This is a genomic window from Oscillospiraceae bacterium NTUH-002-81, assembly GCA_032620915.1.
Taxonomy (GTDB): domain Bacteria; phylum Bacillota; class Clostridia; order Lachnospirales; family Lachnospiraceae; genus JAGTTR01.
In genome coordinates this window covers 1,092,501-1,105,979 of record CP136052.1, presented here as the reverse complement: position 1 = coordinate 1,105,979, position 13,479 = coordinate 1,092,501, and the positions used below count along the sequence as shown (strand labels likewise).

Sequence of the window (13,479 nt, the reverse complement as noted above, 5' to 3'; positions counted from 1 at the left end):
GTTTTAAATTAGATAATATGCTTTTCCTGAAGCTTGTTCATGATGTAATCTACAGACTCTGCTACATCAAGATTTACTGTCTCGCCTTTGCCCTTTCTGACTTTGTCAGATGCTTTTGCGATCTGGGTCGGGGATCCCTTCAGTCCAAGGTTGGAATCCTCTACGTCCTTCAGGTCTTTTCTTCCCCAAACAGTGATCTCCTTTGCGCATGCTTCGAAGATTCCGCCCGGTGTCATATAACGAGGCTCGTTTAACTCTGCCAGTGCTGTCAGCAGGCACGGCATTTTTGCTTTCAGCATGTGATATCTGTCATCATACTGTCTCTTTACGATTACGCTGTCTCCCTCTACCTTCAGCTCCTGGGTATAGGAAATTACCGGGATTCCAAGGTGCTCGGAAAGCTGCGGACCTACCTGTGCGGTATCTCCGTCGATTGCCTGACGGCCTGTGATGATCAGATCGTAGTCCAGGTTTCTGATAGCTCCTGCCAGTGTCTGGGAAGTTGCCCATGTATCTGCTCCGCCCAGTACTCTGTCTGTTACGAGGATCGCATTGTCTGCGCCCATTGCCAGTGCCTCACGAAGTACATCCTCTGCCTTCGGAAGTCCCATGGTTACTACGGTAACCTCTGCGCCGTACTGGTCTTTTAATCTCAGTGCTGCCTCAAGGCCGGCTTTGTCATCCGGATTCATGATTGCAAGCATAGCTGCTCTGTTAAGTGTTCCATCGGGATTAAACTCAACCCCGCCCTTTGTGTCGGGTACCTGCTTTATGCAAACAACTACTTTCATTGAACTTATTCTCCTTTTACCTATTATTTCAGAATGCTTCCGCTGATTACCATACGCTGTACTTCAGATGTTCCCTCGTAGATCTCGGTGATCTTCGCATCTCTCATCATTCTCTCTACATCGTACTCTCTTGTGTAGCCATATCCACCGTGCAGCTGTACTGCCTTTGTGGTTACTTCCATTGCTACCTCTGCAGCGTACAGTTTAGCCATTGCTGCTTCAAGGGAATATTTCTTCTGGGTGTCTTTTGCTCTTGCTGCCTTGTAAACCAGCAGTCTTGCAGCCTCTACCTTTGTGTGCATGTCTGCAAGCTGGAACTGGGTGTTCTGGAATTTAGCCAGTGCACGTCCGAACTGCTTTCTCTCTTTTACGTATGCGATGGTATTGTCCAGTGCTCCCTGTGCAAGTCCCAGTGCCTGGCTGGCAATTCCGATACGGCCGCCGTCCAGTGTGGTCATTGCTACTACGAAGCCCTGTCCCTCTTTACCGAGAAGGTTCTCCTTCGGCACGATACAATCCTGGAAAATAAGCTCTGTTGTGGACGATCCACGGATACCCATCTTCTTCTCTTTTGTTCCAATGGAGAAGCCCGGGAAATCTTTCTCTACGATAAATGCAGAGATTCCATGGTTGCCCAGAGATTTATCTGTCATTGCGAACACTACATATGTATCTGCTGCTCCACCGTTGGTGATGAAGATCTTGGAGCCGTTCAGTACATAGTGGTCTCCGTCAAGTACTGCCTTTGTCTGCTGGCCGGAAGCATCTGTTCCTGCGCCGGGCTCTGTAAGACCGAATGCACCGATCTTCTCGCCGCTTGCCAGAGGTGTCAGGTATTTCTCTTTCTGCTCCGGTGTGCCCCATTTACGGATAGGCTCGCAGCAGAGGGATGTGTGTGCAGATACGATTACGCCTGTCGTTCCGCAAACCTTGGACAGCTCCTCTACGCACATTGCGTATGTCAGGCTGTCGCAGCCCTGTCCGCCGTACTCCTTCGGCATCGGGATTCCCATGAAGCCAAGCTTCTGCATCTTTCTTACGGTATCCCAAGGGAAATGCTCAGTTTCATCAACCTCCTGTGCCAGAGGTTTCACTTCTGCCTGTGCGAAATCTCTGAACAGAGTTCTCGCCATTTCGTGCTCTTTGCTTAATACGAAATCCATTTTTTACTCCTCCATTTTAAAAAATGTTAAACAGGATGATCTGAATTGATCGCCTGATTAATTACCATGATAGTAGAAATTGCAAATTTTGTCAAGCTTTTGACAATCCATGTGATTAAAAAACACGCCTTTTTTCTTTTTTTCACAGACTGCCTGCAGCAAATTGTCGTAAAATGTTTTGTTTTTTCACCCCAAAGTTCCCGGCACAGCCAAAAACCGACCATGCCGGGATCCCGAAATATGTTGTTTTATTCGATTAAAGCGACTGCTTATTTGCTGTAGTCGTAGAAGCCCTTGCCGGTCTTTCTTCCAAGCAGGCCGCCGCGAACCATCTTTCTCAGCAGCGGATGAGGGCGGTACTTCGGATCGCCTGTCTCGGAGTACAGAACCTCCATGATTGCCAGGCAAACATCCAGGCCAATCAGATCGCCCAGTTCCAGCGGTCCCATGGGATGGTTAGCGCCAAGCTTCATAGCGGTATCAATACCCTCTGCGGAAGCAAGTCCGTCAGCGTAGATGCCAACACCCTCATTTACCAGAGGGATCAGGATACGGTTTACAACGAAGCCAGCACCCTCTTTTACCTCAACAGGGGTCTTGCCGATCTCATTTGCGATAGCGATCACCTTGTCAACGGTCTCCTGCGGAGTGTTGATGCCCGGGATTACCTCGATGAGCTTCATCACCGGTGCCGGATTGAAGAAGTGCATGCCGATAACCGGACGGCCGATGCCCTTGTCGATCTCTGTGATGGAAAGAGAAGAAGTGTTGGTAGCAAAGATGGCTTCCGGTTTGCAGATAGCATCCAGCTCTTTGAAGGTCTTCTTCTTGATCTCCATGTTCTCAACAGCAGCCTCGATGATGAGATCACAGTCAGCAGCGATGTTCTCTTTCAGGCCTGTGGTGATCTTTGCAAGGATCGCGTCAACCTCTTCCTGGGTCTTCTTGCCTTTCTTTACAAGCTTACCAAGAGCAGCCTCGATCTTCTTCTTGCCGCCTGCAGCAAACTCCTCTGTGATATCGCATAATGCTACTTCATAGCCCTCGCACTGTACAAATGCCTGTGCGATTCCGGAACCCATGGTTCCTGCTCCAATAACGCCTACCTTCATGGTAATTCCTCCTTGATTTATTTAAAAAATTATTTGTTCTGGAAGTTCTTTTCTTTTCTCTTCTCCAGAAATGCGCTCATGCCTTCCTTCTGGTCCTCTGTTGCGAAACAGTCACCAAAAGCATGCTCCTCAATGACGATAGCCTTGTCCATATCCACCTGCAGGCCCTCATTGATGGCTTTCTTGGAAAGGCGAACGGCTACCGGTGCGTTGGAAGCGATCTTGGAAGCCATCTTCTGTGCGGCTGCCATCAGCTCTTCCTGCGGTACGACCTTGTTCACCAGACCGATCCGGTATGCCTCATCAGCTTTGATGTTGGATGCGGTGTAGATGATCTCCTTTGCGCGTCCCATGCCAACGATACGGGCCAGTCTCTGAGTTCCGCCAAATCCCGGTGTGATGCCCAGGCCAACCTCCGGCTGTCCGAATACGGCATTCTCGGAACAGATACGGATATCACAGCTCATGGAAATCTCACAGCCGCCGCCCAGTGCAAAGCCATTGACGGCTGCAATGGTGGGAACCGGCAAAGTCTCCAGCTTCCGGAAGATATCATTGCCGTACTTGCCCCAGGCAACGCCCTCTTCACGGTTCAGTACGCTCATCTCTCCGATATCAGCACCGGCAACAAAGGATTTCTCTCCTGCACCGGTAACGATCATGCATCTGACGGTATTCACATCTACCTGGTCGAGAACCTCGTTGATCTCTGTCAGCACCTGCTTATTCAGCGCATTCAGTGCCTTCGGGCGGTTGATCGTCATAACCGCAATGTGTCCGGTCTGTTCATATGTTACAAATTCCATGTACAGCACCCTCCTTACTATTCTCTCCGTTACAACTTTCAAATGCCGCACCCGGCGAAGCCGGCTGCGGCACAAAAATATTTAATTGATTATTTCTCTACAACTGTGCAAACGCCCATACCGCCGCCTACGCACAGAGTTGCAAGCCCCTTCTTCGCATCAGGTCTCTTCTGCATCTCATGAAGCAGTGTAACAAAGATACGGCATCCGGATGCTCCTACCGGGTGTCCGATTGCAATTGCACCGCCATTTACGTTCAGCTTGCTGCGATCAAAATGTAATTCTCTGTCAACGCCGAGAGACTGTGCTGCAAATGCCTCGTTAGCCTCGATCAGATCGATCTCATCCAGAGTGAAGTTGCCCTTCTTCATAGCCTTGCGGACTGCTGCAACCGGTCCCACACCCATGATGGACGGATCAACGCCGGCAGAGGTTCCTACTACAAATGTAGCCATAGGGGTAACACCCAGCTCCTTAGCCTTCTCCTCGCTCATCAGGACAACGGCTGCTGCGCCATCATTGATACCGGATGCGTTAGCTGCTGTAACGGTTCCATCGGGCTTGAATGCCGGTTTCAGTTTGGAGATGCTCTCCTTGGTAACACCAGCACGCGGTCCCTCATCCTTGGTAACCAGTACGGTCTCTTTCTTCATCTTCACCGGTACAGGAACGATCTCCGCATCAAATCTGCCCTCTTCCTGAGCCTTTACAGCCTTGTTCTGAGACCATGCAGCGAACTCATCCTGTTCTTCTCTTGTGATACCATATTTCTCTGCCACATTCTCAGCAGTGATTCCCATATGGTAATTGTTGAATGCATCCCACAGTCCGTCATTCACCATTGTATCAACCATGGTTGCATTGTTCATTCTGTAACCAAAACGGGCTTTCATCAGCGCATACGGTGCCATGGACATGTTCTCCATACCGCCAGCCACAACGACATCCGCATCTCCTGCCATGATCATGTCTGCTGCCATGTTTACACACTTCAGTCCGGATCCGCATACGTTGTTCAGTGTCTCAGCAGGAACCTCGATCGGAACACCGGCCTTCACAGAAGCCTGACGTGCTACGTTCTGTCCAAGGCCTGCCTGGATAACGCATCCCATAAGAACCTCATCTACCTGGTCAGCCGGAACACCTGCACGATTCAGAGCCTCTTTGATTACAATTGCACCCAGATCTACTGCCGGTACTGTGCTTAATACGCCTCCCATCTTACCAACTGCCGTACGGCAAGCGCCTGCGATAACTACTTTCTTTGCCATTTTGAATTCCTCCATTTTGAAATTAATTTTAGTTGAAAATGTGACAGGCTTTTTCCGATATGTAACCATGTTAAGTAAATCACAACTCTGGCTCTACCCTGCTGGATGCAACCTGTCCTTTTTCAACTCACTGCCTTCATTTTACCTTTGCAATCCGGCAATGTCAATAAAACATTTTTTGAAATCCTGTAAATAAGTGATAAAGAATCCCTGTATTCCGCCTCTTTTTTTACCTTTTTTTTACAAAGATTGCCGAAATCCCCAAAATATGGTAAGCTTGAGAAAAGCTTCCGCGGAAATACGGAAAAAAAGTTGTATTTAATATGAAAAATAGTCATGATTTGAAGGAGGTTTTTATGCGTATTACCCCAGAAAACTGCATTACCATCGCTGTTGATTACCAGACCCGGCTCGTTCCGGCCATGGCACATGAACGTGAATTAATTCACAATTCCCGCATTCTTTTACAGGGTTTGCGGGTGCTGGACGTCCCGGTTCTCGTCTCCCAGCAATACACGAAGGGCCTGGGAGAAACCGTTCCCGAGATCAGGGAGCTGGTGGCAGACTGCCCCGTTTTTGACAAGATCACTTTCAGTTGCTGGCAGAACGACGCCATCCGGGAAGCTGTGATCGCTTCCGGCCGGAAAACCGTCATCATCTGCGGCATCGAATCCCACGTGTGCGCCCTGCAGACCGTCATCGACCTGTGCGCTGACGGCTATCAGGTACTCTTTGTGGAGGACTGCGTGGATTCCCGCAAGGATTCCGACAAGGCCACCGCTCTCAGGCGGGCAGAGAAGGAAGGTGCCATCCTCACCTCCTACGAGGCGCTGCTGTTTGAGCTGACGCAGATCGCGGGAAATGAGAGATTCAAGAAAATCTCCGCGCTGGTGAAATAAACCGGTACACCGCCAAAAAAGCCGGGGCAACGGAATCTATACTGACTCCGCCGCTCCCGGCTTTTACTATTATACCAGTTCTCTTCCCATGAGGACACCCATGACAGATGCCATCATCAGGCCTCTGGTCCATCCGCTGGAATCGCCCAGACAGTGCAGGTTCTTCACGTTGGTATTGAACTTTTCATCCATTTTTACCCGGTTGCTGTAGAACTTGATCTCCGGCGCATACAGCAGCGTCTCATAGCTGGCAAAGCCCGGTACGACCTGATCTACCATCTCGATAAAACCGATGATGTTCATCATGGTCCGGTAGGACAGGGCGCTGGTGATATCGCCTGCCACCGCATCCGGCAGCGTCGGACGGACGTTGCTTCGATCCAGCTCCTCCTGCCACGTTCTCTTTCCGGCCTTGATGTCGCCGTAACGCTGTACGAGGATATGGCCGTCGCCCAGCATGTTGGTCAGCTCTCCGATCCGCTTCGCATACTCGATGGGCTGATCGAAGGGGATCCGGAAATTATGAGAACAGAGAATGGCCAGGTTGGTGTTGCTGGACTTCTTTACCTTATAGGAATGGCCGTTGACCAGGGCCAGGTCATTGTTGTAATTCTCCTGGCTCACAAAACCGCCCGGATTCTGGCAGAAGGTACGCACCTTGTTGCCCCAGGGCTCCGGATAGCCGATAAGCTTGGACTCGTACAGCACGCTGTTGACCTCTTCCATGATCTCATTGCGCACCTCTACACGGACACCCACATCAACGGTTCCCGGCACGTGCTCAATGTCATGCTGTGCACAGATGGCCTGCAGCCAGTCTGCACCTACCCGGCCCGCCGCAACGACGATCTTCTCGCCTTCATAATAGCTCTTCTCGTGGGTGCGCTCGTTTTCCACTTCCACGCCCACACAGACATTATCCTCGATCCGCAGATCCAGACAGGACGTCTGGAACAGGATCTCCACACCGTTCTCCTGCAGATAGTCCTGGATCTTTCCATAAATCTCCTGGGCTTTCTCCGTTCCCAGATGACGGATCGGACAGTCCACCAGCTTCAGGCCCGCACGGATGGCATTTTTACGGATCGCCTTGATCTTGTCCTCCTGTCCCACGCCCTCTACCTTGGAGTCTGCGCCGAAATCCAGATAAATGCCGTCGGTGTAATGGATCATTTCCTGGGTCTTCTCCGCGCCGATGAGACGGGGCAGCTCGCCGCCCACCTCGTAGCTCAGAGAAAGCTTTCCGTCAGAAAATGCACCTGCGCCGGAAAATCCGGTGGTAATATCACAGTTCGGTTTGCAGTTGACGCAGTGATTGGTCTTTGCCTTCGGGCAGCTGCGCTTCTTTACATCTTTACCTTTATCTATCATGAGAATGGATTTCTTCGATCCCTTTTTTGATCATTTCCAGAGCAGTAAAAATACCTGCCGGGCCAGCTCCCACAATGATGACATCATATTTCATAAAAAAACCCCTTTCGTATGGCATACAGACTTTATTATACCGTCTCTCCCGCCTGTATGTCAATTATTTTCCGCTTTTCATCGCATCGATCTGCTCCTGAAAATACTCGGTAAAGTCAGAAACATTGTCCGCCGTCACCAGCATGCCGAACCAGGATGTCGCCAGATCCTCCGGCACTTTTCCGTAGCACATGGCATCCACCATGGCATACCCCACCTCCGGTTTATAATGGGACGTTTCAAAAAAATACTGGTCCTGGGAGGTGTACTCGTTCAACCCCGTAAAATTATAGTAGTCCGTCACCTGGGCCAGCTTTTCCATAAAAGTAAAAAGCCCGTGCCTTGCAGATTTCGTGTACGTCTTGTAGTGCAGCGGATTGATAAATACCGTCAGTTCGATGCCATTTTTCTCGCACAGCTCCTTGAACTGGCGGATCTCCTCAATGGCCTCGTCCGTCCGATCCGCATAATAGCTGTCCCAGTAGGCCGTCTCATAGACACTTGACGGCATCTGGTAATCATCGTTGTACACCGATTCCCCGTTTTCATAGAAACGCGCCGGATCCAGCGGCATATTGCCCACCTCCACCTTCTCCAGCCCCGTCAGCAGCCGGAAGGACTTGCATGTCACCTCCCAGTTGCTCACATTTTTCGCATAGAAGGGAAGCAGATTGCCGTCCGCCGGGTAAGGCATCCGGATGAGCAGATCCTCGTGGAGCGCCGGATCCACCAGATAGGAAATGTTATCCACGCCCAGGAAAATGTGCTTCGGCTGCACCCCTGCTGCCAGCAGTACCTTCAAGTTGTCCAAGTGCTCCTTGGGCAGTCCCTCCGAGTAGGACATATTATAATAATGTTCATAGGGCGAGGTGTCAAAATAGAGAAAACCCACCCGGGAAGAGCCGAAAATAAACGTATCGTATTTATCTTTATTTTCCAGCACATATTTCATTTTGATAAAATTCTTGTTGGGCTCCACGCCCATGTCCCGGATATGGTCCACATGAAACACATTGTACGGGTCGCCCAGCACATTGATGCCCACAAAAACACTTAACACCGCACCTACGCAGAGCGCCAGCAGGCACAGCTTTCTGATCAGTTTTGCCATTCATACTCCTTCCAAACCGGCCGGAACCGGAAACTAAAACTGGAAATAAATAAATTCCTGGGATACATTTCCATAGGACGCCGCCACCATGCAGATGGTAACGCTGACAAAGGCCACATACAGCAGCCACCGCTGCCACGTCTTCCACTGGCCGATCCGGTCGATCACATCCATTTTCAGTGAAAAATAATCAAATACCGCCAGCAGCGCCACCGGCAGAAGCAGTCCCAGCAGCTTCAGCTTCGTCAGCCCCAGGAAATCATACCCTTCCCGCAGGTAGGGCAGGAAATACTGGCAGTTGCGGAACATATGGGAGATCACATACCAGGCATCCGACAGCGTGTCCGCCCGGAAAAAGATCCAGGCAACGGTCACCAGGATGAAGGTCAGCACGGTTCTGGCGCAGATTCCAAGGATATGGCTCCACTGTTTTTTCTCGTTTTGATCACTGATCTGGGTTTTACTGTTCTTCTTTGATGTTGAACCTCTCGTCAGCAGCGACTCCGCCACCTGCAGCAATCCATGCAGACCGCCCCAGATCACGAATGTCCAGTCCGCGCCGTGCCACAGGCCGCTGACCAGAAAGGTGATCACCAGATTCAGCTGGTGTCGGAACGCCGACACCCGGTTGCCGCCCAGCGGAATGTACACGTAATCCCGGAACCAGGTGGACAGGGAAATATGCCACCGTCCCCAGAATTCCTTGATGCCGGATGCAAAATACGGGCTCCTGAAATTGATCATCAGGTCTTTGCCAAACAGCTTGGCACAGCCGATGGCAATATCCGAATACCCGGAAAAATCACAGTAGATCTGAATGGAATAGAACACTGCCGCCACCAGCAGGGCAAAGCCCGCGTAGGACTGCAGGTCATCATAAATCCTGTCCACATATACCGCCAGGGAAGAGGCGATGACCAGCTTCTTGAAATAGCCCCAGGCCATGAGCTTCAGCCCCTTCGTCACGCCCTCATAGGAAAATTCTGCGTTTTCATGCAGCTGAGGCATCAGGCTTCCCGCCCGGGAGATCGGCCCGGCAATGAGCTGCGGGAAAAAGGTGACAAACAGGGCATAATAGCCCAGATGCCGCTCTGCCTGTATTTTTCCCCGGTAAATATCGATCAGATAGCCCAGCGTCTGGAACGTATAGAAGGAAATGCCCACCGGCATCACCAGCTGCAGCGTCACATCCCCCACCGGCGCCCCGAACAGCCGCGCCGCACCGCTGATGGAATGGGAAAAGAAATTAAAATATTTAAAGAAAAACAAGATGGCAAGACAGACAAACAATGCCAGCAGCAGCCAGCGTTTCTTTTGTCTCTGTCCGTCACTCTCCTCCATGCGGATGGCACAGACGTAGGTCACCAGCGTGGTTCCCACGATCCACACCACCATCTTTGGATTCCAGTACATATAGAAGAAATAGCTGGACGCCAGAAGGATGGCCCAGCGCCAGCTTGCTTTGCCTGCGTAATACAGGAAAAATACAACCGGTAAAAAAACGGCAAACTGCCAGGAATTAAACTGCATAAAATTCTCACTTTCTGTCGGCCCCTGCGGTGGGCCGTATGTGATATTATACCCGATTCTGCTATTTTGTGCAACCGGGCAGCCCCTCTAAGAAAATTCTATCCCGCCGCTAGCAGTCCGCATAATCTCCGATTGATATAACGAATGTCAGTTTCTCAACAGTAAAAAAAGAACTCCGCAGCATTATCGAAACACTGTCGAAGTCCTCCTGTACTTTCTCATTATCGAACTCTTGTATACACTCCAAAGGTCTGTTCTTATTTTTCAGTCAGATCCGGAATCACCGTGTACTCATCCTTGATCGTGGAAAGGACAAACTGGGTCTTGGTGGTGGAAACACCCTGAATGCTCTTGATCTGACGATGCACTGCTTCCAGTCCTTCGGAAGAGTTGGTGATTACCTGTAAAATAAAGTCGAAATCGCCTGTGATATAATGACAGGACAAAATCTGCTTATTCTTCAATACTTCCTCGGTGAAATTGTCATAATACTTCGGATGCTCCAGGCCGACCTCAATATATGCCAGCATGTCATATCCGATCTTCTTGCGATCCAGAACCATCGTATATTTCTTGATAATTCCACTGTTCTCCAGCTTACGAATCCGCTCAAGTACTGCAGATACCGACAGATTAATTTCTTCGCTGATACTGGATGCCTTCTGTCTTGAATTTTCTTTCAGGTAATTAAGAATCTTGATATCTACGTTATCCATTATGTGACTTCCCCTTTTCTAAAATCCCCTCTCTGAAACTGCTGTTCCAACACCATATTACATAAGCCCTTCATTGCTACCCAATGAAAATAGTATACTAAATGGCGATTAAAAATTCAATATCAATTTGGGATTTTTTTACAATTTTTTACTGTCTTCCATATCTTCCATAACTGTCAAAACATACTCTGCACAGCCATTGATCCTTGCGTTTTTCTCCGCATTGATCCACACGTAACCGGAAAGCGCAATCAGCACGAGAAACAGAACGATCACTGCGCCCGGCGCCATTCCCGCCGCCGCATACACGATACCTGCCACACTCAGAATGCCCGCTGCACAGGCCAGACTGGACACGCCGCTGCTTCTGCTTCGCTCCCGGATGGCCCGAAGCTCCGCCCGGATCCCGCTGCACTGCTCCTCATGTTCTTCCAGAAATTTCCGGACAACTCCGTACAATTCTTTCTTACCCTGGATTTCTACATAACAGGCTGCAATCTGTCCCAGCACTTCCGAATCCAGAAGTTCCCGGTAAAGCCGTCGGTCCAGACTGCCTCTGCGATCCCGTATCTTCTGCAGTTCCTCCTGCATCTTCGCCGATTCCGCCCGCAATGTCCGAAGCTGTGCCTCCAGCTGTTCATAAAGCTCTGCAGATGCAGGCTGCTCCTGTGTATGTATCTGAGATGATTGCTGCGATTGTTCCTGTGGGTGCATCTGCGATGCCCGCTGGTCCTGCATATGTACCTGAGCTTGCGGCTGCTCCTCTACGTGAGATGCCTCTGTCTGATCCTGTATCACAGGATCCGTATGTACCACTTCTGCTTCCTGTGCAGTACTTTTCTTCTCTTCTTCTGCTTCTTTTTCGTGAAATTTTTTCTTCTTGCCTGACATCTCTGTAAGTTCGCCTTCTCCCTGATTCTCTTTTCTTCATCATAAACTAATCCAAACAAAGATACAAGCATTTCCTTCTTTTTACACTATACAATTTTGCCTCAGTGTCACCCCCCCGAGAAATTTTTCTGTTTCGTTCTGATTTTTCAAATAATATCGAAAATATTGCCTATTCAAAAAAAAAAAGACAAGCCATTGTTCTGTTGACCTGTCTCTTCTCGCAATATTTTCTTTAAATGCAATTTCTTATTTATACAAAAAAAATCTCCGACCGGATCGATCGAAGACTTTTATGTACAGGGGATGAGGGATTCGAACCCCCATTGACGGTTTTGGAGACCGTTGCTCTGCCATTGAACTAATCCCCTATATAAATAAAAATACATGTACCTTCAAAACCACATATTGTATTACATCCGAATTATTGTTTATTACCTGAACCACTGTCGGAAGTTCGAGTTCATGTTCATTCACTCGAACGACCAACGCACTAAGTTCTGTCTTCGCGCTTCGCGCTCGCCAATCACTAAGTGCTTTTGGTCAAGCCCTCGACCTATTAGTGACAGTCAGCTGCATGCGTTACCGCACTTCCACCTCTGCCCTATCTACCTTGTCGTCTTCAAGGGGTCTTACAGCTTTCGCTGGGATATCTCATCTTGAGGGGGGCTTCACGCTTAGATGCCTTCAGCGTTTATCCCGTCCCGACTTGGCTACTCGGCCATGCTCTTGGTGAACAACCGATGCACCAGAGGTCAGTCCATCCCGGTCCTCTCGTACTAAGGACAGCTCCTCTCAAATATCCTACGCCCACGCCGGATAGGGACCGAACTGTCTCACGACGTTCTGAACCCAGCTCGCGTACCGCTTTAATGGGCGAACAGCCCAACCCTTGGGACCTACTACAGCCCCAGGATGCGATGAGCCGACATCGAGGTGCCAAACCACTCCGTCGATGTGAACTCTTGGGAGTGATAAGCCTGTTATCCCCAGGGTAGCTTTTATCCGTTGAGCGATGGCAATCCCACTTTATACCACCGGATCACTAAGTCCTACTTTCGTACCTGCTCCACCCGTCGGTGTCACAGTCAAGCTCCCTTCTGCCTTTGCACTCTACGAATGGTTTCCAACCATTCTGAGGGAACCTTTGAGCGCCTCCGATACCCTTTCGGAGGCGACCGCCCCAGTCAAACTCCCCACCTGACATTGTCCCTCCGCCAGTTCATGGCGGCAGGTTAGAAACCCAGTACCACAAGGGTGGTATCCCAACAGCGGCTCCAGAAAGACTGGCGTCCTTCTTTCATAGCCTCCCACCTATCCTGTACATGCAATACCGAATCCCAGTATCAAGCTAGAGTAAAGCTCCATGGGGTCTTTCCGTCCTGGCGCGGGTAACCAGCATCTTCACTGGTACTTCAATTTCACCGGGTCCATTGTTGAGACAGTGCCCAAATCATTACGCCTTTCGTGCGGGTCGGAACTTACCCGACAAGGAATTTCGCTACCTTAGGACCGTTATAGTTACGGCCGCCGTTTACTGGGGCTTAAGTTCGGACCTTCGCTTACGCTAAGCCCTCCCCTTAACCTTCCAGCACCGGGCAGGCGTCAGCCCATATACTTCACCTTGCGGTTTTGCATAGACCTGTGTTTTTGCTAAACAGTTGCTTGGGCCAATTCTCTGCGGCCTCCTGTTACAGAGGCACCCCTTCTCCCGAAGTTACGGGGTCA

Annotated in this window: 10 protein-coding genes, 1 tRNA gene, 1 rRNA gene and 1 pseudogene (1 of these 13 cut by a window edge); 1 reads left to right on the top strand and 12 read right to left on the bottom strand. The window is 50.0% G+C overall.

Annotated features, from left to right (window positions below; translation table 11 throughout):
* Positions 1-8 precede the first annotated feature (8 nt).
* From RJD28_05295 to RJD28_05275, 5 genes are all read right to left on the bottom strand, one after another.
* Entirely contained in the window at positions 9-791 is a 783-nt protein-coding gene (locus tag RJD28_05295; GenBank protein ID WNV58920.1) for an electron transfer flavoprotein subunit beta/FixA family protein, read from the bottom strand.
* 23 nt (positions 792-814) lie between these two features.
* On the bottom strand, positions 815-1,954 hold the full coding sequence (locus RJD28_05290) for an acyl-CoA dehydrogenase (GenBank protein WNV58919.1): 1,140 nt from the start codon (positions 1,952-1,954) through the stop codon (positions 815-817).
* Between the two features lie 269 nt (positions 1,955-2,223).
* Positions 2,224-3,066, bottom strand: coding sequence for a 3-hydroxybutyryl-CoA dehydrogenase (locus RJD28_05285; protein WNV58918.1), 843 nt, complete (start codon positions 3,064-3,066; stop codon positions 2,224-2,226).
* A gap of 29 nt (positions 3,067-3,095) precedes the next feature.
* Positions 3,096-3,872 carry a short-chain-enoyl-CoA hydratase gene (locus tag RJD28_05280; protein WNV58917.1) on the bottom strand — a complete coding sequence of 259 codons (777 nt, stop codon included), beginning with the start codon at positions 3,870-3,872 and terminating at the stop codon, positions 3,096-3,098.
* Between the two features lie 89 nt (positions 3,873-3,961).
* Entirely contained in the window at positions 3,962-5,143 is a 1,182-nt protein-coding gene (locus tag RJD28_05275) for an acetyl-CoA C-acetyltransferase (protein ID WNV58916.1), read from the bottom strand.
* Between the two features lie 356 nt (positions 5,144-5,499).
* Between RJD28_05275 and RJD28_05270 the strand changes: the two genes are divergently transcribed.
* Positions 5,500-6,042 carry a hydrolase gene (locus RJD28_05270; protein ID WNV58915.1) on the top strand — a complete coding sequence of 181 codons (543 nt, stop codon included), beginning with the start codon at positions 5,500-5,502 and terminating at the stop codon, positions 6,040-6,042.
* 69 nt (positions 6,043-6,111) lie between these two features.
* Here the strand turns inward: RJD28_05270 and RJD28_05265 are convergent.
* The 7 genes and pseudogenes from RJD28_05265 to RJD28_05235 all read right to left on the bottom strand — a co-directional run.
* Positions 6,112-7,507: pseudogene (locus tag RJD28_05265) on the bottom strand (FAD-dependent oxidoreductase).
* Between the two features lie 63 nt (positions 7,508-7,570).
* Positions 7,571-8,617, bottom strand: coding sequence for a hypothetical protein (locus tag RJD28_05260; protein WNV58914.1), 1,047 nt, complete (start codon positions 8,615-8,617; stop codon positions 7,571-7,573).
* A 33-nt stretch (positions 8,618-8,650) separates the two neighbouring features.
* The gene (locus tag RJD28_05255; protein WNV58913.1) at positions 8,651-10,147 is read right to left on the bottom strand and encodes an MBOAT family O-acyltransferase; all 1,497 of its coding nucleotides are present in this window, start codon (positions 10,145-10,147) and stop codon (positions 8,651-8,653) included.
* Positions 10,148-10,404: 257 nt separating this feature from the next.
* A complete protein-coding gene (locus RJD28_05250) occupies positions 10,405-10,863 on the bottom strand; it encodes an Lrp/AsnC family transcriptional regulator (protein WNV58912.1) in 459 nt (152 codons plus the stop codon).
* Between the two features lie 138 nt (positions 10,864-11,001).
* Positions 11,002-11,754 carry a hypothetical protein gene (locus RJD28_05245; protein WNV58911.1) on the bottom strand — a complete coding sequence of 251 codons (753 nt, stop codon included), beginning with the start codon at positions 11,752-11,754 and terminating at the stop codon, positions 11,002-11,004.
* 297 nt (positions 11,755-12,051) lie between these two features.
* Positions 12,052-12,122: transfer RNA gene (locus RJD28_05240), tRNA-Trp, on the bottom strand.
* A 168-nt stretch (positions 12,123-12,290) separates the two neighbouring features.
* Positions 12,291-13,479: ribosomal RNA gene (locus RJD28_05235) — 23S ribosomal RNA — on the bottom strand; it runs 1,704 nt beyond the window's last position.

Bases quoted from the DNA above. Each gene is read 5' to 3' on its own strand.
- RJD28_05295 (WNV58920.1), bottom strand. From the start codon at position 791: ATGAAAGTAGTTGTTTGCATAAAGCAGGTACCCGACACAAAGGGCGGG.
- RJD28_05290 (WNV58919.1), bottom strand. From the start codon at position 1,954: ATGGATTTCGTATTAAGCAAAGAGCACGAAATGGCGAGAACTCTGTTC.
- RJD28_05285 (WNV58918.1), bottom strand. From the start codon at position 3,066: ATGAAGGTAGGCGTTATTGGAGCAGGAACCATGGGTTCCGGAATCGCA.
- RJD28_05280 (WNV58917.1), bottom strand. From the start codon at position 3,872: ATGGAATTTGTAACATATGAACAGACCGGACACATTGCGGTTATGACG.
- RJD28_05275 (WNV58916.1), bottom strand. From the start codon at position 5,143: ATGGCAAAGAAAGTAGTTATCGCAGGCGCTTGCCGTACGGCAGTTGGT.
- RJD28_05270 (WNV58915.1), top strand. From the start codon at position 5,500: ATGCGTATTACCCCAGAAAACTGCATTACCATCGCTGTTGATTACCAG.
- RJD28_05260 (WNV58914.1), bottom strand. From the start codon at position 8,617: ATGGCAAAACTGATCAGAAAGCTGTGCCTGCTGGCGCTCTGCGTAGGT.
- RJD28_05255 (WNV58913.1), bottom strand. From the start codon at position 10,147: ATGCAGTTTAATTCCTGGCAGTTTGCCGTTTTTTTACCGGTTGTATTT.
- RJD28_05250 (WNV58912.1), bottom strand. From the start codon at position 10,863: ATGGATAACGTAGATATCAAGATTCTTAATTACCTGAAAGAAAATTCA.
- RJD28_05245 (WNV58911.1), bottom strand. From the start codon at position 11,754: ATGTCAGGCAAGAAGAAAAAATTTCACGAAAAAGAAGCAGAAGAAGAG.